Origin of the sequence: Neorickettsia risticii str. Illinois, from assembly GCF_000022525.1 — a bacterium.
In the GTDB taxonomy this organism is placed as follows: Bacteria; Pseudomonadota; Alphaproteobacteria; order Rickettsiales; family Anaplasmataceae; genus Neorickettsia; species Neorickettsia risticii.
Map to the genome: position 1 here is coordinate 741,109 of NC_013009.1, position 25,525 is coordinate 766,633.

Annotated in this window: 22 protein-coding genes and 3 tRNA genes; 10 read left to right on the plus strand and 15 right to left on the minus strand. The window is 42.5% G+C overall.

The annotated features are described in order from the left end of the window. Window positions 1–462: 462 nt before the first annotated feature. The 4 genes from NRI_RS03390 to NRI_RS03405 form a co-directional block, all read right to left on the minus strand. Window positions 463–1,734: an AmpG family muropeptide MFS transporter gene (locus NRI_RS03390; RefSeq protein ID WP_015816642.1), complete on the minus strand. Its 1,272-nt coding sequence runs from the start codon at window positions 1,732–1,734 to the stop codon at window positions 463–465. A gap of 138 nt (window positions 1,735–1,872) precedes the next feature. Then, complete coding sequence (locus tag NRI_RS03395) at window positions 1,873–3,831, minus strand: acetyl/propionyl/methylcrotonyl-CoA carboxylase subunit alpha (RefSeq protein WP_015816631.1); 1,959 nt, start codon at window positions 3,829–3,831, stop codon at window positions 1,873–1,875. Next, on the minus strand, window positions 3,803–4,714 hold the full coding sequence (locus tag NRI_RS03400; RefSeq protein WP_041351522.1) for a ribose-phosphate diphosphokinase: 912 nt from the start codon (window positions 4,712–4,714) through the stop codon (window positions 3,803–3,805). Before NRI_RS03400 ends, NRI_RS03395 begins: the two co-directional genes overlap by 29 nt. A gap of 165 nt (window positions 4,715–4,879) precedes the next feature. After that, window positions 4,880–5,422, minus strand: a complete 543-nt coding sequence (locus NRI_RS03405) for a NifU family protein (protein WP_015816644.1) — start codon at window positions 5,420–5,422, stop codon at window positions 4,880–4,882. A gap of 80 nt (window positions 5,423–5,502) precedes the next feature. On the opposite strand from NRI_RS03405, the gene NRI_RS04210 reads away from it, so the two are divergent. The 3 genes from NRI_RS04210 (at window position 5,503) to NRI_RS03420 (ending at window position 7,453) form a co-directional block, all read left to right on the plus strand. Then, complete coding sequence (locus NRI_RS04210; protein WP_015816633.1) at window positions 5,503–5,889, plus strand: J domain-containing protein; 387 nt, start codon at window positions 5,503–5,505, stop codon at window positions 5,887–5,889. A 210-nt stretch (window positions 5,890–6,099) separates the two neighbouring features. Beyond that, entirely contained in the window at window positions 6,100–6,582 is a 483-nt protein-coding gene (gene nuoI / locus NRI_RS03415) for an NADH-quinone oxidoreductase subunit NuoI (protein WP_015816634.1), read from the plus strand. Then, window positions 6,566–7,453, plus strand: a complete 888-nt coding sequence (locus NRI_RS03420) for a bifunctional 5,10-methylenetetrahydrofolate dehydrogenase/5,10-methenyltetrahydrofolate cyclohydrolase (RefSeq protein WP_041351524.1) — start codon at window positions 6,566–6,568, stop codon at window positions 7,451–7,453. The genes nuoI and NRI_RS03420 overlap by 17 nt, the downstream gene beginning before the upstream one ends. Window positions 7,454–7,497: 44 nt before the next feature. Here the strand turns inward: NRI_RS03420 and NRI_RS03425 are convergent. Then, window positions 7,498–7,584: transfer RNA gene (locus NRI_RS03425), tRNA-Ser, on the minus strand. 155 nt (window positions 7,585–7,739) lie between these two features. Here NRI_RS03425 and NRI_RS03430 point away from each other — a divergent pair. Next, window positions 7,740–9,557: a hypothetical protein gene (locus NRI_RS03430; RefSeq protein ID WP_041351526.1), complete on the plus strand. Its 1,818-nt coding sequence runs from the start codon at window positions 7,740–7,742 to the stop codon at window positions 9,555–9,557. A gap of 105 nt (window positions 9,558–9,662) precedes the next feature. Here the strand turns inward: NRI_RS03430 and NRI_RS03435 are convergent, their stop codons facing one another. Beyond that, window positions 9,663–10,667: a metallophosphoesterase family protein gene (locus tag NRI_RS03435; protein ID WP_238522990.1), complete on the minus strand. Its 1,005-nt coding sequence runs from the start codon at window positions 10,665–10,667 to the stop codon at window positions 9,663–9,665. A 630-nt stretch (window positions 10,668–11,297) separates the two neighbouring features. On the opposite strand from NRI_RS03435, the gene NRI_RS03440 reads away from it, so the two are divergent. Both NRI_RS03440 and hemA read left to right on the plus strand, forming a co-directional pair. Continuing rightward, a tRNA-Gly gene (locus NRI_RS03440) sits at window positions 11,298–11,370 on the plus strand. A gap of 15 nt (window positions 11,371–11,385) precedes the next feature. Further along, window positions 11,386–12,606: a 5-aminolevulinate synthase gene (gene hemA / locus NRI_RS03445; RefSeq protein WP_015816637.1), complete on the plus strand. Its 1,221-nt coding sequence runs from the start codon at window positions 11,386–11,388 to the stop codon at window positions 12,604–12,606. A gap of 28 nt (window positions 12,607–12,634) precedes the next feature. Here the strand turns inward: hemA and rpsU are convergent, their stop codons facing one another. The 3 genes from rpsU to NRI_RS03460 form a co-directional block, all read right to left on the minus strand. Then, window positions 12,635–12,829, minus strand: a complete 195-nt coding sequence (rpsU, locus tag NRI_RS03450; protein WP_011452203.1) for a 30S ribosomal protein S21 — start codon at window positions 12,827–12,829, stop codon at window positions 12,635–12,637. 75 nt (window positions 12,830–12,904) lie between these two features. Continuing rightward, the gene (locus tag NRI_RS03455) at window positions 12,905–13,237 is read right to left on the minus strand and encodes a cytochrome c maturation protein CcmE (protein ID WP_448605770.1); all 333 of its coding nucleotides are present in this window, start codon (window positions 13,235–13,237) and stop codon (window positions 12,905–12,907) included. 76 nt (window positions 13,238–13,313) lie between these two features. Further along, entirely contained in the window at window positions 13,314–14,942 is a 1,629-nt protein-coding gene (locus tag NRI_RS03460; protein WP_015816649.1) for a ribonuclease J, read from the minus strand. 429 nt (window positions 14,943–15,371) lie between these two features. On the opposite strand from NRI_RS03460, the gene miaB reads away from it, so the two are divergent. The 3 genes from miaB to NRI_RS03480 all read left to right on the plus strand — a co-directional run bounded on the left by miaB (window position 15,372) and on the right by NRI_RS03480 (window position 19,127). Continuing rightward, a complete protein-coding gene (gene miaB / locus NRI_RS03465; protein WP_041351653.1) occupies window positions 15,372–16,706 on the plus strand; it encodes a tRNA (N6-isopentenyl adenosine(37)-C2)-methylthiotransferase MiaB in 1,335 nt (444 codons plus the stop codon). 360 nt (window positions 16,707–17,066) lie between these two features. Next, window positions 17,067–17,156 (plus strand) — tRNA-Ser (locus NRI_RS03475). Window positions 17,157–17,717: 561 nt separating this feature from the next. Continuing rightward, on the plus strand, window positions 17,718–19,127 hold the full coding sequence (locus NRI_RS03480) for a cryptochrome/photolyase family protein (RefSeq protein WP_015816651.1): 1,410 nt from the start codon (window positions 17,718–17,720) through the stop codon (window positions 19,125–19,127). 31 nt (window positions 19,128–19,158) lie between these two features. Here the strand turns inward: NRI_RS03480 and NRI_RS03485 are convergent, their stop codons facing one another. The 6 genes from NRI_RS03485 to NRI_RS03510 all read right to left on the minus strand — a co-directional run bounded on the left by NRI_RS03485 (window position 19,159) and on the right by NRI_RS03510 (window position 24,743). Continuing rightward, the gene (locus NRI_RS03485) at window positions 19,159–19,881 is read right to left on the minus strand and encodes a hypothetical protein (protein WP_015816653.1); all 723 of its coding nucleotides are present in this window, start codon (window positions 19,879–19,881) and stop codon (window positions 19,159–19,161) included. A gap of 33 nt (window positions 19,882–19,914) precedes the next feature. Beyond that, complete coding sequence (gene rpsI, locus NRI_RS03490; protein ID WP_015816654.1) at window positions 19,915–20,352, minus strand: 30S ribosomal protein S9; 438 nt, start codon at window positions 20,350–20,352, stop codon at window positions 19,915–19,917. 2 nt (window positions 20,353–20,354) lie between these two features. Further along, complete coding sequence (gene rplM / locus NRI_RS03495) at window positions 20,355–20,813, minus strand: 50S ribosomal protein L13 (RefSeq protein WP_015816655.1); 459 nt, start codon at window positions 20,811–20,813, stop codon at window positions 20,355–20,357. Between the two features lie 63 nt (window positions 20,814–20,876). Next, entirely contained in the window at window positions 20,877–21,518 is a 642-nt protein-coding gene (locus NRI_RS03500) for a CvpA family protein (RefSeq protein ID WP_015816656.1), read from the minus strand. Next, the gene (locus tag NRI_RS03505; RefSeq protein ID WP_041351528.1) at window positions 21,519–24,086 is read right to left on the minus strand and encodes a TRAP transporter permease; all 2,568 of its coding nucleotides are present in this window, start codon (window positions 24,084–24,086) and stop codon (window positions 21,519–21,521) included. Between the two features lie 39 nt (window positions 24,087–24,125). Continuing rightward, window positions 24,126–24,743 (minus strand): superoxide dismutase, encoded by a 618-nt coding sequence (locus NRI_RS03510; RefSeq protein WP_015816658.1) that lies wholly within the window; start codon window positions 24,741–24,743, stop codon window positions 24,126–24,128. Between the two features lie 136 nt (window positions 24,744–24,879). On the opposite strand from NRI_RS03510, the gene tsaB reads away from it, so the two are divergent. After that, window positions 24,880–25,515 (plus strand): tRNA (adenosine(37)-N6)-threonylcarbamoyltransferase complex dimerization subunit type 1 TsaB, encoded by a 636-nt coding sequence (gene tsaB / locus NRI_RS03515; RefSeq protein ID WP_238522991.1) that lies wholly within the window; start codon window positions 24,880–24,882, stop codon window positions 25,513–25,515. The last annotated feature ends 10 nt before the right edge of the window (window positions 25,516–25,525 follow it).

Below are 25,525 nucleotides of genomic sequence, written 5' to 3' on the forward strand. Positions count from 1 at the left end.
TCACCTTTTATAGGCGTGTCGCATGCGAATAGAGGTATGGATACAGCAGCAGTATAACAAGTTCTTGCAGATCCCACGCTTCCATAAAAAAAGTGCATGCCCCTTCCAAGTTCAAAGGAAATTTTCAATCGCCGAAGGCAAAAATGCCCTATCTTTGGATAGTAGATCTACTTCTCTAGGTGTAACAAAGACGTCATAAATGATAGATCACACAATTCTTTCCCAAAATAATTTTTCACAAAGGTGTAAGTTATAGGAAGCTTTCTTTACGCTCAAAATTCCACTACTGGTTCTATAAACACTGTTACCTAACACATCGCAGACAAATCTCTAGACGAAAGCACTCTGCTGGAAGACAAAAGACCGTTTATCAACTATAAGGTTCTAACCGAAGGCTCAAAGGCAAGTTAATGACACAAATCAGTCACATCAACATCACAGAGTAAAAACAAATGAATATACTCATCCTGGGGACCTTTCGCTTCTAGCACACTTCTCTAGAAACAAGACCAAAAACAATGCTGGAAGACCTAAGACAACACTTGTAACAAACAGTGCCGTCCAACCAAAGTAGTCAGCAATTAGCCCTGCAATTACAGGTAAAACCGAACGATCTACCATAAAGAGAGAACTGAAAATTGCATATACACTCCCAGAAAAGCGAGCCTTACTTGCCAGTCCCGAGATATACCCAATAATGGCTGTGGTAGCAATACTCCCACAAACATTTTCCGTTGCTATGGTCAGATACAGCAATGGAAGATTGTATCCCACCTTTGACTGCACAACGAACATTACATTTGAAAGCATTTGCACTATGGCTCCAAAAACGAGTCCTTTAACGATCCCGTACCTATAGACAATTTTCGAACCAATAACACCTCCAACAACAAGAGAAAGCAAACCGAATGTCTTGGCAACAACTGCAATTTCGGTGAGTGAAAAGCCGATGTCCACAAGAAATGGGGAAATCATCGTCGCTATGAGTGAATCACAAGAACGATATATCACAACCAAAATAACAATATAGACACTCTTCTTTATTTGTAGGATCTCTTTCAGTGGTCGGAGAATTGTTTCAGGAAGGAAAGATCGTGAACTTATACCGATCTCCTTTTGTTGCACTTTCAGCTTTGGTTCACCCATGCACAAAACCGTTACACTAGCACTCAAGCTTAAAAAGGCTGAGAAGATGTATAGTATCCTCCAATTAATAAAATCCTCACACAATCCATATGAGTTACAAAGATAATCAACTAGAAAAAGGGTCAGAGCACCACTGATTAAATGTGCAATTCTCCATCCAAGTAAAACATTAGAAGAACCTATTAATTGTTCTTTTGTTCTCAAAATAGAAATTCGATAGTTATCGATAACAAGTTCCTGAAGAGAAGAAAAAAATGCAACAACTAAAGCAAAAAAACCCATAAGATATATATCTTTTAGGGGATTCATGAAGCTCAGTCCGACAATCGAGAGAAAAACACACTGCTGCAAGAGCAGTATCCATCCTCTTTTTTGCCCAAAATATCGACCAAGTATTGGAACAGTGTAGAGGTCAAAAAATGGGGCAAAGACAAACTTTATTATGTATGGTATACCTACAAGCGAAAATAACCCGATACTTGAACAATTTACACCAGCCTTTGCTAGCCACACACTCAAAGTGGGCACAACGAGCACAATTGGGACACCACAGGAAAACCCAAGAAAAAAGGTAGCGACGACCTTCATGTAGAAATTTAGTAATAACTTCCTTCTTCTCACTCTGTACGGGAATCACACACTCAGGGACAAATCATAGAAAGGCTCTCATAACCATTTATCAGCAGACTAACCGCCTTTGGAGCCAAATAAAGTCTAGATCTTTATTTATACTTTTAAAAACTTCAACAATAAATCACCCTCGCTCACATTTTGACCAGGCACCACGCAGACTTCCTTCACAGTACCAGTTCGTTCAGCGGTGATGGTGTTCTGCATTTTCATTGCTTCGACTAAAAATAACGGATCACCTGGTCTGACAATGTCACCAACACTAACGTAAATGCTCAATATGACCCCCGTCATTGCAGACACCATTTTGTCTGATTGTTGTATACCTGAAGTATTCTTTTGCACAGATACCCACTTCGTATACACTCCCTTAGGAAGAGCAACACACAACAATGAAAGACCATCGTACTCAACTCGTTTGCATAATTTATCAGTGTTGAAGAACCTAGCAGCGAACGCTTCATCATTGATCTTTGCAAGAAATAGGCCCTCTTTTGTTTCTCTCAGAGGCTCAACGGCATATCCCTCCTTAGCAAGAGTGAAGCTAAATGTACCCATAGCAGTAGAGACATCAACTTCATATTCCTGACTCCCAAGTCTTACAATAAAAGCACGACTTTCCTCAAATGAGCCACTCCATATGCTCAGCATGGCATATAAAGTCACTGCAATAAAGCGCAGGGTCGCACATTTATCGAGAGACTCATACCAACTTACCCCTTGATACTGCTTTTCTACAAAATGAGTGCTTATATTTCCATTAATAAAATCAGCATTACGAAACAGAGATTCTAGAAAAACTAAATTATTCCTTACACCCACTATGCACGTCATCTGAAGCGCCTCACACATCCTTTCTAACGCATCAGAACGCGTTTTACCCTTCACGATGATCTTTGCCATCATTGGATCATAAAACATACCAACCTCGGAGCCTGTACTTACACTACTTTCAACCCTGACATCCGTGGGAAAATCAGCACAACGTACAAAACCACTCGTTGGCATAAAGTTGTTTATGGGATCCTCTGCATATATGCGTGCTTCAAATGACCAACCGTTAAACTTCGTAACACTTTTCTTTTTTGATAGATCATTGCCCTCAGCGATGCGGATCATCTCTTCGACTATATCAATATCAGTAATCATTTCGGTTACTGGGTGTTCAACTTGGATGCGAGCATTCATTTCCATAAAGTAGAAATTTCGCTCCTGGTCCAGTATATATTCCACCGTCCCAACAGAAGTGTAACTAACTGCACGGGCTAATCTAATAGACTGTTCATACATCTTTTCTCTGAGTCCCCGATCAAGTACAAGACTAGGAGCCTCCTCAACAACCTTTTGATGCCGCCTCTGTACTGAACATTCTCGCTCACCCAAACAAATAACGTGACCATTTTTGTCAGCAATTATTTGTATTTCTATATGTCTCGGGTTCGTTATATATTTCTCAATGAAAATTCGTTCATCCGAAAAAAAATTCAGAGCCTCATGGCAAGCAAGCTGCATAGCTTCGCGCAATTCCTCTTCTCTATTGACCAACCGCATTCCTTTACCTCCCCCTCCGGCGGCAGCCTTTATCAGAACTGGGAAACCTATTTCTTTGGCAATAGAGACAGCTTGTTCATAATCAGAGATTTCTCCTAAATACCCGGGTACAAGATTGATTGAGGCCTCCAGAGCAATCTTTTTTGCCATCACCTTATCGCTCATCATGGAGATGCACTCTGAGCTGGGACCAATAAAGGTAAATCCAGCTTGCTCAACAGATCGGGCAAAACTAGGATTTTCAGACAAAAACCCATATCCAGGATGCACAGCGTCTGCCCCACTTTTTTTGACCGCCGTGAGTATGGATTCCATATTGTTATAGCTCTCACTAACGGTAACACCCCCTATGTAGACCGCCTCATCTGTATGCCGAATGTACTCCGCATTAACATCGAGATCGGAATAAATAGCAACACTCTTTTTACCCAATTTTTTTAAGGTGCGCGCTATTCTTGATACTATCTCCCCTCGGTTAGCAATTAGGACTTTTTGTATTGACATCTAGATAAACTGAACGAATTTTTCTTGCGAGTAAGTCTGCAGCACTAATGATCTCTATTTTCCCTTTAGCCTCAAATCCAGGTATGCTGTTGGTGACAATAATCCTATCTACCTGTGAGTCCATAATTTTCTGTCTTGCGCTACCAGAAAATACGCCGTGGGTAACAAACGCAGCAACAGATTTTGCACCAAGCTCTTTAAGTTTAGCAGCCGAATTGCAGAGGGTCCCACCACCACAGACGATATCATCAACTATCACGCAGTCCCTACCATAAATTTCCCCAACCACCTCAGTAACCTCGGATAAACATGCTCTAGGCCTGCGTTTATTCATGATAACGAGACTTGCTCCCAGCTCTTCGGAGAGAGGCTTCAACTTTTTTACAGCACCTACATCGGGAGCAACAAGCGCTATATTGTGATCCAGATGCACACTTTCCTTGAGCAGCGACCATGGAAGGATATTATACACTGGGATCTCAAAGAAACCCTCAAACTGAGCGAAGTGTACATCAAGCACGAAAAGCGATGAAATCCTTTCTCCAACAAGGCGCGCAACTACTTTTGCTGCAACAGCCGAGCCAGGTGTAACAATCCTATCGGCGCGAGCATAACCAAAATATGGAGAGACCAAAGTAATATCACGCACCCCTAGTCTGTTCAAAGCATCCACGATAAACAAAAACTCCATTATGTCGCCATCACTACAGAGACTTTGGATGACGAGCACTTTGGTTCCAGGAATAACATCCTCATGGTGCACGAGAACATCACTCTCACCATCGGGAAATCTATTTGCTTGTGCACGAAGCACTGCCAGTTTAAGGAGCAACGCTATTTCCTGGCCAAGTTTCCCAGCTTTGCTACCCATGAGGACTTTCATGTTATCAGCGCAACAGCCACATTGAATTGATTAGAAAAGGATATCGGATATGGTAGAACAAATCCACCACAAAGGGTCACGTTCTCAAAGAAACGGCAGTACAAAAAGAACATCGCACCGATGTACGAGGCTGAAAAGATACCCATGCAACAAGGAACCTATCCATCAAACCTGCTGAACTTCTCTCACTTCAGGAACATAGTACTGAAGTAGGTTCTCTATACCATCCTTGAGAGTCACAGAAGCACTAGGACAGCCGGCACATGCCCCCTGAAGTTTCAGATACACAATCCCATCCTTATAACCCTTAAACACAACATTGCCACCGTCTTCGATAACAGAAGGTCGGACTTTAGTATCTATAATCTCCCGTATTTTCTTAGAAACCTCATCAGTGCATTCGACTTCCTCGTCTTCTGTGACAGGTCGAACAAAATCGGAGCCAGTAGTAAAATACTCAACCAGCACACTAAAGATCTGCGGCTTCAATACGTCCCATTCTGCATCTTCAGTTTTGCTCACAGATACAAAATCCACCCCAAGCATTACACCAGAGACACCTTGTATTTCCCAAAGCATCTCAGGAAGTTTATTACCAGAGGCGTCACTGGCTGTGACAAAATCAGCAATTCCACTATCAAGTATGTTTACACCAGGAAAAAATTTTAGTACATTCGGATTTGGGGTGTGTTCAGTTTGGATAAACATACTTTAAGTTCACCGGACAATTACTTATTAACTACGGCGAGATTATAATATACAATACTTCCTAGTTTCAACGCTCGTAAATGTTCTCCATAATCCTGCTGATTTTGTTGCTAGTGATTCTCTTGCCGATATTGTTTCTACTGGTGGTTGCGTTTATCTACAGGAAGAAGTTTAAGCTTTCTGAAAATTTCTCGCAGATATACGACACCGTTTACGAAATGATGAAAAGCGGGAATTTCAGCTTTGAGAATTTACAACAGTTTCAGCAAGGAGCATCGTCTTCTGATTCAACAGGAAAGATGTCTAAGGCACAGGCACGGGAAATTCTCGGAGTATCTGTGAATGCTAGCAAGGCAGAAATCAACAAGGCATACCACGCCCTGGTACAGAAAGTACATCCGGACAAGGGCGGTTCACATTACTTCGCGCAGCAACTCAACAAAGCCCGTGATACGCTTGTAAAGTAGCATTGAAGATTACTTGATGTGACCCTTGCATGTGCTGAGATCACGCGTGTCTCTCACATCTCTTCTGTCTTATCAGTTGTGCGGAAGACAGCTCACCTTCCATATAACGCATCATCGAAAACCACTTCATGTACCGAGTGATGTTTTATAGAACGCACATTTTACTTAACAAACCACATATGTTAGCATTTCGCTGTTCTTGGTCGGTGTATGTTTAAGTTCCTAAGACAGATGCAGCTGACCCGCTTCTTTGTTGGTTTCAGGACCGTCTTGCGGTACTTTTTTGCACCAAAGGTTACGATAAAATATCCGCAAGAAAAGGGACCTATAAGTCTGCGTTTCAGAGGTGAACACGCGCTGAGACGCTACAAAAACGGGGAAGAGCGTTGCATAGCTTGTAAATTATGTGAGGTGATCTGTCCTGCCCAGGCGATCACGATTGAAGCAGCTCCCAGAGAATCTGATGGAAGTAGGCGTACCACAAGATACGATATAGATATGACTAAGTGCATTTATTGTGGCTTTTGTCAGGAAGCTTGCCCCGTAGATGCAATCGTTGAAGGACCGAATTTTGAGTTTGCAAGGGAAAATCGGGAAGATTTGCTCTACAACAAGGAGAAATTACTCGACAATGGTAGTAAATGGGAAAGTGCATTAATTAAGATGCTCAATAAAAATGACACAACTCATTGATGGTTTTGGAATTGCTGCAGGTATCTGTGAATCTATTGCAACTTCTGTAACACACCTAAAGAAAAGCAATGGTTTAGTACCCAGTCTGAGAGTCGTCATTGTTGGTGAAAACCCGGCAAGTCAGGTATATGTTCGAAGTAAACAGAAAAAAGCAGAGTCGCTTGGTATAGACGCAAGGACTATAGCACTACCAAAGGAGACAAGTGAGGAAGAGCTAATACGATTAGTGGAGTCTTTAAACAGCGACATTAGCGTTAATGCCATACTCGTCCAACTACCACTGCCTTCACACATCAATACGACCAGGATTATTGAATCAATTGATTCAAAAAAAGACGTTGATTGTTTCCATCCTGAGAATGTGGGCAGACTGGCTCTCAGCAAAGATGCATTGTTAAAACCATGTACGCCAGCAGGCTCCCTGTATCTAATAAAATCAGTTCTGGGGAACAATTTATCTGGTATGGATGCCGTTGTTATAGGGCGTTCAAATATCGTTGGCAAGCCAATGGCAATGCTTCTGTTGCATGAGAATTGCACTGTTACGCTTACACACTCTAAGACCAGGGATATACAGGAAAAAACCAAGCAAGCAGACATCGTTATTTCAGCTGTTGGCATACCGCATTTTGTGAAAAAAGACTTCATCAAGCCCGGAGCAACTGTTATAGATGTCGGAATAAATAAAGTGGACGGTAAATTAGTTGGAGACGTCGATTTTGAAAACGTTCTTCAAAAAGTGAAATTCATTACACCTGTACCAAGAGGCGTCGGCCCAATGACAATCGCTTTTCTCATGCTAAACACAGTAATTGCCACCTGTGTACAAAACCAATTGGATCATCAAAACGTGATTGAAATTATTATCTAGGAAGCACAGCGCAAGACAACTGACTCATCCCGCACAACGAAAACCGGATGGGGTGGGATTCGAACCCACGGTATGCTTCCACATACGGCAGTTTTCAAGACTGCTGCCTTAAACCGCTCGGCCACCCATCCACCGAGGAAGTTAACATAAAGCAGATTATCTTGCAATCTATGCGGATAAAAGTACTACCACAGTCTTGTTCGGGAGGATATGAATTACCAATATTGATTAAAATCTTCGTCATATTATAAAATTGTTAATATAGTTTTAAAAAGAAGTCTGAAAAATGCAAAATCCTACAGGGCCAGATCCTGAAAATCCTGATAGTCCTAGGAGTCCTTCTTCAGCAGGACCTAGCACTCCAACTCCTTCATCCCCCGCATCTTCATCTTCTACATCTACTGCTACTGAAAATCCGGAAAGCGATGAAAAGGATACCTCATCACAACGAGGAGAAGTAGAACAAAACCCTGATAGTCCTAGGAGTCCTTCTTCAGCAGGACCTAGCACTCCCGTACCTTCACCTGCTGCATTTGTTTCCATTGAAAGTGATGAAGGCTCTGAAAGTGAAAGTACAGCAGCTGCATCTTCCACAACTGGCACCAAGAAAAAGCGGCCAAGTTTTAGGCTTTTTACACCAGAAGACTCTGAAGATCCTAGCGACAATCGTGATCATCCATACGCCACACCTTTTCCTAGTGAAGATATAGAAGAGGCTGTCCGGGAAGCTCTTGCGGCAGAAATGGGCCCTGCAAGCGGACCGTTGTGGCTAGAACGAACCGTCCAAGGAGTGCTGGAAGATGTATCCCATGAAGAACAGAGGACAACATCAGGCACATCCAGCTCAGATAAGCAAACGGAGACTGGAACAGGCAGTGGATCCTCTAGTTCAAGTTCGCCTACTCCATCTACTTCAACTGAAGATACTAGTCGGAGAGAAAAGAAACGTCCACATCGTAGGGCAGCGGTGGCCGCACTTAGCTTCATATATGAGACAAACGAATCAGGACGTCGCAAAAGGCGTAGAAAAGACGAAATGTCTGCTCAAGAGAGCCAGGAGAAACAGAGTAGTACAAATACACAGGGAGGAGCAGAAACATCGTCTAGCACATCCAGCTCAGACGAGCAAACGGAGACTGCAACAGGCAGTGAATCCTCTAGTTCAAGTTCGCCTACTCCATCTACTTCAACTGCGGTTCATGAGGGCACCGGAAGTAGTCAAGAGGCACCACATGCTTCACCTTTACCTTCCACGTCTACTTCCACTGGAGACCCCGGAAGCTCTGGAGGTGATGGTGAATGTTCACATGGGGCCACATCTTCGGCTTTCGTGCCTGATCCCGCTGGTCCTGGTGAAGGCGGGGATGAGGTTCCGTACGATGTAGATCTAAGCGAGGCTTTTAATTGCTGCAGAACCGTTCTGACTTGCGAAATGGGCGGCGATGCGGAGCAAGCATGGGATTGGCTAGAGATACTCACCTCTGCGGTGTGTGCAGACCCAGACTTTCAAGCGGAGTGTAGTGGCATAGCCTTGGCCCCCTCAGAGGAGAAAAAACCTACCCCACCGCAGCGCATTCTACCACCTCGTCGCGCAGCGGGTAGGGTGCGTGCGCCAACACAGGATCCAACCCCTCAAGACGACGAGCAACCGAGTACATCAGGTGCCAGCTCTGCGGGTGCTCCATCACAAGAAGCAGGGCCAAGCCAATCCTCTAGTACCACACCTGGCGCAACTGAAGAAAGCTCCGAGCTTCCCAGAAAGAAACGCAGAAAGCGGGATCCAACCCCTCAAGACGACGAGCAACCGAGTACATCAGGTGCTAGCTCCATGGCAGCGCCTCCTGCTCATAGTCCTACCCCACCGCAAGAAACAGGTATGGGGCTGGCAACTGCTTCAATAGAAAATTTAGGATCCCCTACCCAGGAGGCAAAAGCTTCCCCTTCTACAAAGAAACCGTGGTGGTTATTGCATATCCCCAAGGTAGTGCTGAGGCGGCTATCCGATGAAGAGCAGGATACGAGCTCAAACTCTAGTAGCCCTAGTAGCACATTATCTGACCCAGAAACGCAAGGCAGCCAGAAAAGCTCAAGACAAGCCCGTTAAAAAACTATCGCGGGGCGCACAAAAAGGAACCAAAAGTGCGCCCACGCTTTCCAGTACCATATTTCAGCTACTTGCCCCAGACGATATAGTACCAGAAATATTGAGCTAGTCATTCGCTCGTAAATACATGGACATCATTTCGTTATTGAAGCGATCGTAGCTGGTAATCCTCGCATTATCATTTAGGAGATCAATAACTGCAAAACCATACTCCAACCGCGAACCGCTAGTAGTACCTGTTTGCCAATGTGAAAGAAGTGCTCCACTGTTACCTGAGATAAACTGTACGTGTCCATCTAGCCTAAGAAATTGCGCGACATGCACATGCCCTGACATTATTAACTCTATTTCTTTCTTTAGATCTTTAAAGATTGCTGTATCTCCTGCATATACGGACTCTTTATTTTTAAATACCAGAGGTCTGTGTGTCACAATCCAAGTCCTTTTACCATTATTAACATCATTGACATGTGCAACATCTTCGTAAAGCTTCACTGCAGTTGATGAATCCGTTACTACAATATCAAACCCATTAAGCGAAACTGTATACGGGGATTCATAATCCAAGCACTTCTTTGCACTACTGAGAAAATAGGCCCAGCCTTCACCGCCAGTGCTACAGTGCTCATGATTTCCCCTTACCAAAAGCAGCGGTGTGTTAGAGTGTAATAAATCGGCGGCTGGAAGAAAAAAATCCTCTTTCCATGTCACCCATGTGTTTGGTCTATTTCCCTCTTTGTAAACATAGTCTCCGACGTGGATAACCATCTCCGGAATGTGTTCTAGCACAGCATCTATTATTTCTTTGAAAAACCACTCTTTTTTACAATCTTGTGGAGAAAAAAAATGATTATTACGACACCCCGTATCTCCGATTACAGCTATTTTTGTAACCGCGTCCTTATTGAATCGTGGAAGAATCTCTTTATTGCCAAAAATAAATGATTGAGGAAGATCCTCAAGATTCAATTTATAAACACAACTCAACGGAAAAGATCCATCTGCAGCATGATGCTGATCCATTACATACTCAACACCATCGACCACAACCTCCGGACAAACATCTTCTTCCTCAACTACAAAACGGAACCACAATTGATTACCACCCATGAGTTGGAACCAGTGAAAACTTTCACCAGATGCGCTTCCAAATAGTAGAAAGCAAAGAAAACTAAAATTTATCGCCCATTTCATAGCTGAGTTTCGAAATAGGAAGCCCCAAAACGACATAATATTTTTCCAAAATCCGCTACTCTTCTCTTTTTCATAGGAATAACTCCACGTACATTAGAATTAATGTCACTGAGATGACAAACCTACCGCACGCAAAAAACAAGAGCACACCTATACGAAACTGCCAAGTGTAACTATAAAAAGTATGAATACAAGTAGTAAAATTTTATACAATCTAAATCACAAGAAAACAACACTCTGCTGGAAATGCATCGTTACTTAAGTAGAGTTCTCCTACTACCGCCCGCAGAGGTCGATGGGAATACATTTACCAATTCATCCAGAGAGCTAATCCTGCCATATCAGCCGGCAAATGTATGAGAAACGTATCCAAGCTGATAGATAATCTTCGTATCACATTGAATTAATTTCTATGCAATCAATATTTCACCACGTGTTTTGTTCAGCAGAAAATTTCAGCATACAGGAATGTTTATTGTGCTAAATGGATTGTTGCACTCTTACAGAAGTGCTACAATCCCGATGTATTGCTTTGCTCAATTCCAAGCGGAAGTAGTTCAGTTGGTAGAACGCAACCTTGCCAAGGTTGAGGTCGAGGGTTCGAGTCCCTTTTTCCGCTCCCTTTCCTTTGCACATGTCTAACTACAGTGGTGTCTTCGCCCAGGCTCTTGATACGATCAAGAATGAGAAACGTTACCGTGAATTTGTCAACCTCGCACGAATCTCCGGTGAGTTCCCTTGTGCTATAAATGAGGAAACAAACGAAAAGATAGTCATATGGTGCAGCAATGACTACCTAGGAATGGGACAAAACTTTACAGTTTGTGACTCCATGAAAGAAACCATTGACAGAATGGGTGCCGGAGCTGGTGGTACTAGGAATATTTCCGGAAATAACAAGGAAGTGGTTCTCCTAGAAAAAACAATCGCGAGGTTACATCAGAAAGAGGCTGCTTTATCTTTTGTTTGTGGCTACGTTGCCAATCTTGCTTCGATATCCACAATTATCTCGCTCATGAAGGACTGTATCGCGTTCTCTGATCAGTGTAATCACTCATCGATAATAGAAGGTATCAGAAGCAGTCGCTGCGAGAAGAGAATCTTTCGCCACAACGACGTCAATCACTTAGAGGAGTTGCTCTCACAGGTCCCTAGAGAGGCTCATAAGATAATAATTTTCGAGTCGGTGTACTCAATGGACGGTGACGTTGCGCCAATAAAAGAGATTTGTGATCTTGCAGAGAAATATAATGCCCTTACATACATCGACGAAGTACACGCTGTAGGGATGTATGGTAGACACGGTGGCGGAATTACAGAGGAAATGGACCTGGTAGATCGAGTGGATATAATCCAGGGAACGCTTGCAAAAGCATATGGCGTCATAGGCGGGTATATAGCAGCTAAAGCTGATATAATCGACGTCGTCAGAAGTCACGCATCCGGATTCATTTTTACTACAGCACTTCCACCCGTAATCGCAAGCGCTGGCAGAGCAAGTATCACGCATCTGTATGACAGTAATGAGGAAAGAAGAAAACAAAAGGAGAATGTTGCAAAACTCAAAGCAATGTTCAAGGCAAATAGTATCCCATATAAGGACGCCCCAACACACATAATACCGGTCATAATCGGGCACCCAGAGGAATGCAAGTACGCATCTCAAACTTTACTAGAAGAATTCAAGATTTTCATCCAGCACATAAACTACCCAACGGTTCCACGCGGCACAGAACGCCTGAGGATCACGCCAACACCGCAGCATACCCACACAATGATGGAAGAACTTGTGTTCGCGCTAAAAGAAGTGCTCGGGAGAATACAACACAAAAAAAGCGCAAGAGGTGCAGTTTAGTCGCACACCCGTGCAGGGCAGAACTAACTCAGTACGGCACCACACGGAGCTTCTGCTTTCTTATCTTGCGCCTAGTTTCTACAGCCCTCCTGTGCCTCTTTTCAGAAGGCTTCTCAAAAATACGCTTCCTTCCCGGTGTTATTCCTTCTCTCGATAAATGTTGCTTCAATCTACGAAGCGCCTGTTCAACATCTCCATGGTGAACCATAAAAACTTGTCCCAAACTATGCCTCCTATTCAAGATAACACCGAGATTCTAACATATCAGAGCTAAAAAACACTATCCCATCAAAGCTATCTACTCTCCTCGAATAGGTTTAATAAAGTCCTCTGGGGGATAGTACCGCTCATCATGTTTGACTAAGACTTTTTTAGCAAAAAGCAGCCCACCCTCAAATCGAGCAACAACTACGACATTTGTCCCATCCTGGACAAGTGAAGGTAGGATACCCTCATAAAGCACTTCTATTTCGGCTGCATCATCAGAGAGCAAGAATCTCACACCATCTTTTGATTTCTTTATAGCCTTGATTATTCCCCCTACTTTTATTTCCTTGTTTGAAGCAACAGCGCGCGCAACATCACTGGGCAGGTAGAAAAAAGAGATACTCTCACTGAGACTAAATAACATCAACGAAACAGCTCCAGAAAAAAGCAGAAGGCCTAATGATAAAAACCAAAATCTCTTCCACCGGAGAAGTAGCATGCTATACCCTTTCTATTTGCACTTCTATCAATGGAATTTTTATCCTGCTAGCTAGTGAACCACGCACAATCTTCCTCACTGCCTTCGTGACTGTTCTAAAATCACTATTTTTATCTGTTTTCAAGCTCCTCTCGATCGAAGCCAAGGCATTTTCCTTCCATCCTCCTTCCTCACTATAACCAAGTGCAACAATAGTAGGCCTCTTTAGTGATTTTCCTTTTTTGTTCATCACAAGGATTACCAAAATCATTCCACTTAATTGCAACTTCCTCCTTGTCTTGATAATGTGACTGTCCGGATGTTGTAACCTATCATTATCCACACACCAGAAGCCAACTTCTGTCTGATCGACCTTGCGTGCACCGGACGTGGAAGATATCTCAATTATATCACCATCCGTTGCAATTAAAGCGCTTTCCACACCACATTCTAGTGCGAATTTCGCATGCTCGTGAAGATGTAGATTTTCTCCGTGCACGGGAATAAGAATCTTTGGCTTAAGCAACTGATATAGCTGTTTTAACTCATCTCTGTATGGATGTCCCGAAACATGCACGGAATGTGTTCTCTCAGTCACAACATTCACACCCATAGCAATAAACCTATTAATCATCTTTGCTATCCTCTTTTCGTTTCCTGGAATCATTTTCGAGGAAAAGATGATAGTGTCATCAGCATTGATGGTGAAACTGTTATGCGTACCCTGTGAAAGCCTATTAACTGCAGCTAGCTCATCCCCCTGACATCCCGTTGCAAGAATGATCAACGACTCTCTACTGCCACTATAGTGAGCTAATCCAATCTCATCTATGTAGTTGAGATCTTTTAAATAGCCAGTCTCTTTTGCAGCAGAAATTACAGAAAGAAGAGATCTCCCTAGAACAACAACCGTCTTCCTGTATTCGTTTGCTATCCTTGTCACAGTCTCTATTCTTGCAATGTTCGAAGAAAAAAGCGTCACAACACACGCTCCACTGGCATTGGAAATAATCTCCCTCAGTGGCTCCCTCAATGAGGATTCAGACTCGGACCTTCCTTGGGAAAACACATTAGTTGAATCACACACCATTGCCAGAACTCCCTTCTCCGAAAGTTCTTCAAGTCTTTTAAAATCACATGTCTTTCCAACAACGGGATCATCGTCTATTTTCCAATCCCCACTATGAATCACTACTTTATCGGCGGTATGAATTGCAATTGCGTTCATTTCGGGTACCGAGTGGGTCATGTTAATAAATTCGAGCGTAAAATCCCCCAAATGTAACAACTTTCCCGGCTCCACAACATGAATCGGAAATTGCACCTTATCACGGCCAATTTTTTTCAGCAGGAAATTCGCAGTGAACTGAGTGGTATATACAGGAACAGCCAATCTATCCCACAAATACGGAAGTGCACCACAGTGGTCTTCGTGAATATGGGTGATAATTATAGCCAAAAGGTCATCCTTGCGCTCTTCGATAAAACTGATATCTGCAACAACGATGTCTATCCCAGGCAATTCCGCGTCAGCAAAACCGGCCCCACAATCGATCATGATCCACTGTCCCTTGTATCCATACAAGGTGACATTCATTCCTATTTCACCAGTACCCCCGAGAGGCAAAAATATTAAATTATTATCCGTCATTTATCACCAACAATATCTACTTTCTAACTATATTTGTGTCTTAAGCGAGCATTCCGAGAATAACCACACCACGAAGCCTCCTTATAAGCTTTTCAGTGGACGCGATTTGTAACACTTCCTAAGTCCACGGGCGCGGAAAAACAAGGTAAAGACTCTCGGGTCCACCATGCAGAGGGACTTTTTTGCCACACCGATCCCCGGGATCCCTGAATTATAACAAAATCTCCGGAAATTGCACACAATGAAAGCTGCATAAAAAAGGAAGAAGTACAGATTCGGTACTACTATAGAACAATCAGCTAGTCTATATTGCACTAGCACAAACCAAACTTCTTAAAGAGTTGCACTTTGCTGTTATACTTAGCGGACGTAGTCATATTTTCTCACGCGAAGGTTTACATGGAAAAAATAGAGAAAAAAAACAACAATTTGAAAAAGTTCCATATTAAGACTTATGGCTGCCAGATGAATGTTTACGATTCAGAAATGATTGAGAAAATCGTTGGCGGATTAGGGTTCACACTCTCAGAGAAAGCTGAAGATGCAGACTTAATAATTCTAAATACGTGTAACATTAGGGAAAAAGCAGCCGAAAAACTTTACTCCGAGCTTGGACAGATAAGACTTCTACAAAAAAAGAAGCAAGAGAGAATTCTCACCGTGGTTGCTGGGTGTGTTGCACAAGCTGAAGGCGAGGAGATAATTCGTAGAGCAGAAAATGTTGACGTAGTTGTTGGTCCACAAAGCATCCACTCGCTGCCTGAACTTATTGCAAAAGTCAACAGACAATCCGAGAAAGCGATAAAAATAGAATTTGATCCTATAGAAAAATTTGACTACTTAGCAGAAGAAACTAATAAAAGGCAGGTACCTCAGTCATCAGCTTTTCTCTCTATACAGGAGGGCTGTGACAAGTTCTGTGCATTTTGTGTTGTCCCGTACACACGAGGAGCCGAGTATTCCAGACCAATAGAAGAAGTCTACCGCGAGGCATTAAGTCTAACAACCAAAGGCGTTAAAGAGATCACCTTACTTGGACAAAACGTGAATGGCTACCATGGAGCATTGAACTCCGGAGATAACGTATTTAACTTAGGACAACTAATTTCACACTTAGGCAAGATTCCGTCACTAAAGAGAATACGCTACACCACCTCGCATCCTGTCGATATGCATAAAGAGCTCTATGATGCACACGCTAATGAAAGTAAGCTTATGCCATTCGTACATCTACCGGTCCAATCCGGATCAGACAAAATCCTGAAAAAAATGAACAGGAAATACACCACTGCAGACTATCTCAAAATCATTCACAAGTTCCAGAACGCACGAAGCGATATCGCTTTTTCATCGGATTTTATAGTGGGATTCCCCGGCGAAAGCGACGACGATTTTCAGCAGACACTCGCATTGATAGAACAAGTAAACTATGCACAATGCTATAGCTTTAAATACAGTCCAAGACCTGGCACCCCAGGTGCTGCTTATCCACAAATCGCTGAAGAAACAAAAAACACAAGACTCCAAAAACTACAACAATTGCTCAAGGAAAAACAATTAGAGTTCAACAAAAAAATGATTGGGAAAACTGTTACAGTCCTATTCGACAAAAAGCACCCAGACAAAATCTCTGGAAGGACCGAATATATGCAACAAGTCTTTTCTTATGATAGCAATTTGCTTGATAAAATAGTTACCATGCGGGTAGAAGATGCATCGACATTCACGCTGAAATGCGTTGCAGAAAACATCATTGCGACCTAGTGAGCATATCTTGTGTGCGCTTCAAATGCGCGCAACAAATCTTCTGCTGCAATACCAATCTGCTTGGCAAAATAAATAATACCTTGGTAGACAGTGCATCGAAATGCACGTCGGAATAAGACGTAGAAAATAGCAGCGTATTGTACGATATGATTCGCGTCATGCTCTTCTTTCATAGAAATCGTTTAGCAGGCTGTCTTTCTCTGGGAACCATTTTGGTTAACCAGTATCACTATTCGTACAAGGCTTTTATTTTACTGAATTTCTCTTGGTGCTTATTGCACTAACGACTCCTAGAACAAGTCAGTTGTATTTGCCATCAATGGTGATTTCAGTTAGAGTTACACAAGAAGCAGCTTTGGAGAGGTGGCCGAGAGGCTGAAGGCGGCGGTTTGCTAAACCGTTATACGGCCAAAAGTCGTATCGAGGGTTCGAATCCCTCCCTCTCCGTGTACAATTCGCTTGTCGTTTATAGTGACCCTACAGTGGAGGGTCCTTTTCTGTACACCACCTTAAAAGCCATCTTAACTAGTTCTCCTCCTATACCACTCTCTCTGATTTCTATAGATGCGCATTTGATTCAAATCCGCGAAATATTCACCGGAGACATACTCGTAAGAGTACCAATGCTATTTTTTCTATGACAGGTTCACCTATCTACGAGAGAATGCCATCATAAGATGGGCTCATTCTTCATAATAGAGGAAACACAAAGCTTTCAAGAAAGTATCTTTCTATATCTAAAAATTAGAACAATAAACAACTCAAATGTGCAAGAGCGTATCCGTGGGACAGAGCAAAGCTCCATAGCGTTGTGCTCTTCTATGAATTGCAGAAATTAGGCTGATCTCATACAAACGAATGAGTTCTTATACCCGACGCTTCTCTACATCGAGCATCATGAATATTTCCACCATAGTAAATCAACTCACACCATTACCTGGAGATCACTTTTCGTATAAATAATAAAGATTATGCTAAAACGGATAGAAATAAGGCATCTCAAAACAAATGAGCATTTCTCAGATAGCAGTAGTATGGTTCCGGAAAGATTTTCGTACTGACGACAATCCAGCATTATTCGAGGCCACAAAAATTCGGAGCATCATTCCTGTGTATATAATCGATGAAAACAACTGTAGCATTCGAAAACCCGGAAAAGCTGCTAGGATTTGGATCGCAGAAAGTCTAATCGATCTGAACAAATCCCTGGACCATCATTTAAAAATTTATAGCGGTAATACGATAACCATCCTAAAGACCCTGTTATCTCGCTATAAAGCAGAAGCGCTATACTGGAACACCACCTATGACCCTGAACAAGACAAATATGATGAACAAATAAGAACAGAAATTCTAAAGGATCACCCAAATATTATCATTCGAAATTTTAATGCTAGATTGTTATGGGAACCATCTGAACTCCGCAAGAAGAACGGAGATACATACAGACTTTTCACAGCCTTTAAAAATAAAGTCATGGAAGAAAAGTTGGAACCTCGTTTTCCCATCCCTTCTCCTCCAAAAATACGTTACTGCAAAGAGATAAACATACCAGAATTAGCTTCCGTCACTCCGGAAAAAATCATCAAAGATAAAGACCATTGTTTTGAGCAGGGGATATATAAACAATGGAAGATAAGTGAACAAGACGCACACGTTCTATTACAGGAGTTTGTTGATAAAAAATTAGATAATTATCACATCGATCGTGACTATCCGGGAAAAAATGGGACATCGACCCTTTCACCTTACATAAATTTTGGACAAATTTCACCAAACCGAATTTGGTTTGCTCTTGTACGATTTTTACCTCAATCAATACAATTTCTCACTGAACTGCTTTGGAGAGAATTCGCTTACAACATTTTAAACACAAACCCAGAATTAGGTTCTCAAAATTTACAACAAAAATTTGACTATTTCCCCTGGGAAAATGATAAACAAAAATTCAAATTATGGTCTCGTGGTGAAACTGGATATCCAATCGTAGATGCTGGCATACGGGAACTTCTGAGCACCGGATACATGCATAACCGAGTGCGAATGATTGTTGGATCATTCCTTACAAAAAATCTCTTGATACACTGGAAATATGGAGAAGAATTTTTTTGGGAATATTTAGTAGATGCTGACCCTGCAAGTAACACATTTAACTGGCAGTGGATTGCGGGCTCTGGTGCAGACTCTGTACCATATTTCCGAATTTTTAGTCCAACCACGCAGACAAAAAAATTCGATCCCCAACTCCAGTACTCAGACAAATGGCTCCCTGAGTACAGAAGTACGTGTTTTACTCCAGTTCACTTACAAGAGAAATGCCGGACACCAGTTGAGCCAGTAGTAGAGGAGAAGGTGTCAAGAAAAAAAGCTCTAACAGCATTTAGAATTGCAAACACCAGATACAGGAAGAGTTTATGAAGTCTATAACGTTTTTAAGGAAAACACAGTACTATTTTTCTTTCGTTCTTAAAGAACTTGCACTAGCAGCCTCAGTAACTGATCCAGGGACCTCTGGAGACACCGGAAAGGACAACCCTACGCTACCTAAAAACTCAGACAAAGACACCTCCCCCTGCGCAGAGGCTGGCGGTCTCACTGGAATACTGCCAAGCAGGTCCATACGTTGTTTCATTAAATCAAGAATCCGTGCATCGGACGAATCACCAAACTTAAATGAGAGACCAGCGTCCGCTGTCGGCGCATCTACTTGTTGAGCAGTAACCTCAAAATAAAAACACTGAGCTGATCCAGTTTGGGATATAATCAATGTGGCTCCACTCTTTGCTTCAAGAGGCTCGTTTGTAACAACATCAAGAAGAGACGGATACTTCTCAAGATTTTCTTTATAAAGGGGACTACTTTCGGAGGAGTTGTGTACAACAACCAATGGGATACCTTTTTCTAAGAGTGAAGATAAAGACTTCCTGCGCTCACGAAGTGATTCCAGATCTTCACTAATTCTTAGAGGACTCGCCTCCTTGGGAGTGTGAATGATATAGAGCACATGGCACCCCGAGGAGGAAGCAACATCAGCCGCAGCGGATTCGACAGCAGCTTGAATGCTCGCAGCAAGAACCCTATCGGGAGTAGTGAGCTCATTAAAAGCAGGCAGGTCACCCCCATCAGAAAGTGTGGCAAGGTACGCACAAAGCCTAGGCAGAAGAGAAAGCACAGCGACAACCCCCGCAACATTCCTAAAACAACACTACCTCTTGGAAAACTGGAAGCTTTTACGAGCCTTCTTCCTACCGTACTTCTTTCTCTCAACTATACGAGAATCCCTAACCAACAAGCCCTCCTCTTTCAGGGCACCCCTAAAACAAGGATTGAAATTTTGAAGAGCCCGACTAAGCCCAAGTCGCAGCGCACCAGCCTGTCCTGAAATCCCGCCACCTTTGACTGTCGCAAAAACATCAAACTTTCCTGCAACATCACAAACACGAAGAGGGAGACACACATCCTGGCAGAGATACTGGTGTCGCAGATAGGATACAAGGTCAGACCTTCCGTTTACACGGAAGCTTCCCGCACCAGCCTTAACCCAAACCCTAGCAACAGACGTCTTCCTGCGCCCTGTGCCATATGCGCGGCCCTGTCTATCAACAACCGGCACTCTCTTAACCTGAGATTCGCTACCAAGCATAATCACCTTCTATTTTTTCTATTTAATGATGCAAAGTCCACAATGCTCGGCTTCTGAGCCTCATGTCTGTGCTCGGGACCAGCGTAAACATAAAGGTTCTTAAACCTTCTGCGTGCCATCGGGCCATCATCCAGCATCCTCTTAACAGCAAGCTTGACAACCTCACAAGGTTTCTTCCCCTTAAGTATTTTAGCCGGGGTCGTACTTTTAATGCCACCGGGATATCCCGTATGCCTATAGTACACCTTATCGGACATCTTGGAACCAGAAAATTTGACCTTGGAAGCGTTCACAACTATCACATTATCCCCACAATCCATATGTGGAGTATACGTTGGCTTAGTTTTACCTCGCAAGATGGTGGAAATAAACGCAGCAAGCCTCCCAACGACAGCATCCGTCGCATCTACAACGATCCACTGCTTCTCTATTTGCGCTTGCTTCAAAAAAAACGTACTCATAGGGATGATTCTAATATCACGTACAATGCCAGTCAACTAGCAGCTTGCATACCATCCTTATACTCATTTTTTTTCGTTGAACTCTGCCTTTTCGTCAAGTAGAGAGTCTAACAACCCTGGGAGAAACACCTTCTCTTCGCTTCTACTTAATTCCGTGGTACCATTGCTAAAAGTCGCGGAATAGGTACGCAAAGAGGCAAAAACTTCATCTGGAATAAGTGAATTAACAGCACTGTCCAGGTAGTTAAGTGCACTAAAACTCTTAGCATTTTTTAACCATGTGGGGAGGTAATACCCAGCCTCTCTTGAACTATTTCCTATCTCATCCCCATTCAGGGCGTAGTAGAAAATATTGAGCACGGCAAACAATAAATAGCAATACGCAATCCCCCGAAGTACACCAAAAAAACCGCCCAAAACCCTATCTGCAGGACCCAACCTTACTGGCGAAATAAGATACAGAATCCAGCCATTGATAAGACCCAGAATAACAAAACTAGTGATAAAGACAGATATCCCTGAAAGCGGAACAACAATCGGCCCAGGTTTGACATCAAACAACTCGAGAAAGATATCAGCATTATGGTAAGTAACCATTACAGAGATGATGACAACAGCAGCACCGAATACTTCTTTGATTGCACCCCTCAGTACCCCGACAAGAATCGTAAGAAGGAATATAAATAACAATACTAGATCGAACATTCAGGACACTTTACGCTTCCTTTGACTCAGGAAGATACAGGAAAATAGTAAAAAAGCCGTAGCATACACGACCCACTTCGGCATCTGTGGCTGGGATAGCATAATTCGAACAATCTTCATAGAGGTATCAAATTTTGCACACTGACTCGTCGAACCATAATCGACTGATAGAATGTTTAACATGCAGTCTCCGTCATACGCGGCTACTATTCCACAAGAACGAAGCTGTTGACCTACTGTGCCAGCAATACTGTTCTGTATTGTGACCTTTCTTACTTCCGGATTGCCAAAAAAACTTCGTTCTTGCAGCACGACTCTGAGCCTTTTAGAGTCATTAAATCTTTCCAAGACACGACTATCCATTTCAAGTGGCAGGTATTCTCGTGTAACAAGATTGATGAAAATCGAAGGCGCCAAAAAAGCAACTCCTATCAGGAAAAGTAGCACTGACTCGTAGAACTTACTCCTAATAAGGAAGTAACCCTGTGACCCTGCTGTTACGCATATTATTCCCAGTATGGAGAAAACAACGACCTGAAACAAATCCAAAGGACCCGAAAGATCGAATCCTAGGATCTGAGGATCTAGGACAAACAAGAAGGGAAGTAACATGGTTCTAATGTTGTATAAGAACGCTTGCACTCCCGTCATGATTGCATTACCACCCGCTATAGCTGCAGCTGCATACGAAGCTAAACCAACCGGTGGTGTAACATCAGCCATGAGACCAAAATAGAAAACAAACAAGTGAACGGAAAATAGTGGAAGTACTATCCCACTCTTATCTGTCACATGCATTAATACCGGGACCATCAGAGTTGAAACAATGATATAGCATGCTGTGGTAGGCATTCCCATTCCTAGGACTATACACATGACTGCTGTAAGGAACAGGGTTAATAAAAGGTTCCCGTTAGACACAATGTCGAGAACACCACCAATTTTTAAACCTATGCCTGTCAAAGAAACCGAACCAACAATGATCCCCGCTGCTGCAGTTGCAACCGCTACTACTGTCATGTTCTTTGAACTCATTATCATTGCATTAATACAGTTAATGAAACCGACACGCACTGCAGAGTAAAACCCCCACTTACGCTCAAGAGCATTTAGAATGACTTCTTTCGTAAGCAGCTCAAAAAATAGAAAAAGTATCGTCCAGTAAGCAGAGAGCGCTGGAGACATTCGCTCCACAAGAAGACACCACACCAAGATAATTAAGGGCAAAAAGTGATGTAAGCCCGTTTTCAGCTTAAAGGCCACGCTGGATTTATCAACATCCGTCGCTTTGCTTAGTCTGTGTTGGTACCACAGGAGCAAAATATATACTAATCCACACAATCCCCCCATAACGGGCATAACATGCGAACCAGCGATTCTCTTCAACCCCGAGAACTGTAAAAATCCCTCTATAAGGATGTAGATACCTGAAACAAGAACTGCAATGGACGCACAAATAAGCAGCAAACGCCAAATCATGGCAGAGAACTTCATATTCTCGGCATTTGAAATGACCTGAGGTGTGGTACCAAGCTTACAGGCTTCAATGTGAACTATATATAGAAGTGCTATATACGTTAAAACTGCTGGTAAAAAAGCATGCTTTACAACTTCGATATAAGGAATTGAAAGATACTCTGCCATTAAAAAGGCAGCAGCTCCCATTACCGGAGGCATAATCTGACCATTTATTCCAGCAGAAACTTCGATAGCAGCAGCTTTTTCAGCGCTGAAGCCCATTTTCTTCATCATAGGAATGGTCAATGAACCAACAGTAATAGTATTCGCAATTGAGGAACCGGAAATCATTCCCATAAGTCCAGAGGAAACTACAGCAGCCTTCGCAGGTCCGCCCCTAAATCTGCTTAAAAGTAGAAACGAAAGTTCGATAAAGAAATTCCCTGTACCTGTTTTTTCCAATAGACCCCCAAAAAGAACATATAAGAAGACAAAGTCTGCAGATACGGAAATAGCTGTCCCAAAAACGCCCTCGGTAGAAAACCATTGCTGTGAAGCAATTGCTGAGAACATGTAGTTCTTATGAGCAATAACATCTGGCATAACTTCACCAAATCTGGAATAAAAAAGAAACACCAACACAACAGCTACAACCGCAAAACCTACTGTCCTACGTGCGGCCTCAAGGAGAACGCATATTCCGCACGCAGCAACCAGCAGATCAATTATTGTTGGAATACCAAGTCTCAACGCAATTTGCTCGTAAAAGATTACTAGATATAAACATGCACATACACCTAGAAGACTCAGCACCCAGTCCGCAACAGGAATGTACCTTTTCTCCGAAGTTGAAAAGGCTGGAAACATCGACAAAGACAAGAAAAGTCCGAATGCAAGGTGTACAGCACGCACCTGGAAATCATTAAAAATGAAAGCATTCGAACCGACATAATTCGCCAGATAAAACTGCAGAGGAGACGCAACCCAAAGCTGAAAAAACGCCCAAGCTAGTGCCACACAAGAAATGACCATGTACAACAATGTACCTTTTGGCGGGCGAGAACCGAGCTCAGACTCGGTCAGATGTTCATAATCTTCCCTTCGAACCATAGTTAAAATAACTCTATAAGAAAAAGAGAAGCTGCACGCTTATATGGATGCAGCATAATTTGTGGAAGCAAACTCCCAATTAAGCAACTGACCCAAAAATGCTGCTACATAATCGGGCCTACGATTCTGATAATCTAGGTAATAAGCATGCTCCCACACATCAATCACGAGCAATGGAGACAAACCATCCACAGTTAATGGTGTTTCAGCATTGGATGTTTTAAGAATCACAAGCTTGTTTTTGAACTTATCAAAAACTAGCCACGCCCATCCGCTACCAAATTGACTTATAGCAGCAAGACCAAGCTGCTCCTTTAATATGTCAAGACTACCAAAATCTCGTATCACTTGTTTCATAAAAGCATCGTCTGGTTGAGGTTTATGCGATGGAGAGCACATGGAGTTCCAGTAAAATGAGTGATTCCAAACTTGTGCAGCATTGTTAAAAATTCCCTCACAACCTTCTCTCCCATGACTTTTTTGTATGATATCAATCAACCCGTACCCATGACTGAACTCACTTTTTACCAACAACTCATTTAGCTTATTCACATAACCCGAATGATGCTTGTCATAATGAAAGCTTAAAGTCTTCTCGGAAATGAGTGGCTCCAGGGCATCTTTGTGATAAGGTAGACCCGGCAGTATAACTGTCATTGCAGATATCATCAATTAACAAAGCAGGATACTACCACTTCGAAACATATTTTGCAAAACTTGGCACAATGTGCGATGAAATAAATAATCCGAGTCTGTGGTAGTTTTTAAGCTGCTAAGTTCATAGTACGTCAATTTGGATGAACTGATTTTTTCGCATGTGAAACTTGAATGGCAACTCATGAATGTCATATCCATTGACTCATCAGGAGAGTTTAATTTTTCTGTAGCAGTGCTCAGAGATGGCGAAATAACGTCCTCTAAGACAATTGAGGGCAGGTTTTCTGAGCACTTTTTTCCCTTTCTTTTCTCTCTAGGAAGGAAAATCTTCGAGGAGATTGATTTACTGGCCGTAAATACGGGACCAGGAAGCTATACTGGCATTAGGGCAGCGATAGCTGCTCTCCAAGGACTGTCAATTTTCTCGAATAAGAAGCTTATAGGTCTCGATACCTTCTCGGTTGTGCTAGACAAATTTGAAAGAAACAATTGGGAAAAAATGAAAAACTGGAACACAATTGCAATAGCATTACGTGGATACAACGACTCATTTTGTTATCTTAAAGAGTTCGAAAGAAATTTTGAGGAACATGCAAAGATTATCAGAATAGACCGGAAGGAATTAGGAAAGATTTGTTCGGATATTTTACTCACCAATGTCCCTGGTTGTGGACATATTTGCGAAGTCTCTGCGGAAGATTTAGCTCTACTAGCGCTTCAACAGAAAAACTTCAAGAATGAATTTCAACCTGTTGTTCCACTCTATATATAGCCAAGATCAT

What these genes read in the sequence shown, in the direction of transcription:
- NRI_RS04210 (WP_015816633.1), top strand. Translation starts at nt 5,503, where the DNA reads ATGTTCTCCATAATCCTGCTGATTTTGTTGCTAGTGATTCTCTTGCCG.
- NRI_RS03430 (WP_041351526.1), top strand. Translation starts at nt 7,740, where the DNA reads ATGCAAAATCCTACAGGGCCAGATCCTGAAAATCCTGATAGTCCTAGG.
- hemA (WP_015816637.1), top strand. Translation starts at nt 11,386, where the DNA reads ATGTCTAACTACAGTGGTGTCTTCGCCCAGGCTCTTGATACGATCAAG.
- NRI_RS03435 (WP_238522990.1), bottom strand. Translation starts at nt 10,667, where the DNA reads ATGGGTGGTAATCAATTGTGGTTCCGTTTTGTAGTTGAGGAAGAAGAT.
- NRI_RS03480 (WP_015816651.1), top strand. Translation starts at nt 17,718, where the DNA reads ATGAGCATTTCTCAGATAGCAGTAGTATGGTTCCGGAAAGATTTTCGT.
- rpsI (WP_015816654.1), bottom strand. Translation starts at nt 20,352, where the DNA reads ATGCTTGGTAGCGAATCTCAGGTTAAGAGAGTGCCGGTTGTTGATAGA.
- NRI_RS03455 (WP_448605770.1), bottom strand. Translation starts at nt 13,237, where the DNA reads ATGTTATTTAGTCTCAGTGAGAGTATCTCTTTTTTCTACCTGCCCAGT.
- NRI_RS03510 (WP_015816658.1), bottom strand. Translation starts at nt 24,743, where the DNA reads ATGACAGTTATACTGCCGGGTCTACCTTATCACAAAGATGCCCTGGAG.
- NRI_RS03505 (WP_041351528.1), bottom strand. Translation starts at nt 24,086, where the DNA reads ATGGTTCGAAGGGAAGATTATGAACATCTGACCGAGTCTGAGCTCGGT.
- nuoI (WP_015816634.1), top strand. Translation starts at nt 6,100, where the DNA reads ATGTTTAAGTTCCTAAGACAGATGCAGCTGACCCGCTTCTTTGTTGGT.
- NRI_RS03395 (WP_015816631.1), bottom strand. Translation starts at nt 3,831, where the DNA reads ATGTCAATACAAAAAGTCCTAATTGCTAACCGAGGGGAGATAGTATCA.
- rplM (WP_015816655.1), bottom strand. Translation starts at nt 20,813, where the DNA reads ATGAGTACGTTTTTTTTGAAGCAAGCGCAAATAGAGAAGCAGTGGATC.
- NRI_RS03460 (WP_015816649.1), bottom strand. Translation starts at nt 14,942, where the DNA reads ATGACGGATAATAATTTAATATTTTTGCCTCTCGGGGGTACTGGTGAA.
- NRI_RS03500 (WP_015816656.1), bottom strand. Translation starts at nt 21,518, where the DNA reads ATGTTCGATCTAGTATTGTTATTTATATTCCTTCTTACGATTCTTGTC.
- NRI_RS03420 (WP_041351524.1), top strand. Translation starts at nt 6,566, where the DNA reads ATGACACAACTCATTGATGGTTTTGGAATTGCTGCAGGTATCTGTGAA.
- NRI_RS03400 (WP_041351522.1), bottom strand. Translation starts at nt 4,714, where the DNA reads ATGAAAGTCCTCATGGGTAGCAAAGCTGGGAAACTTGGCCAGGAAATA.
- NRI_RS03405 (WP_015816644.1), bottom strand. Translation starts at nt 5,422, where the DNA reads ATGTTTATCCAAACTGAACACACCCCAAATCCGAATGTACTAAAATTT.
- NRI_RS03390 (WP_015816642.1), bottom strand. Translation starts at nt 1,734, where the DNA reads ATGAAGGTCGTCGCTACCTTTTTTCTTGGGTTTTCCTGTGGTGTCCCA.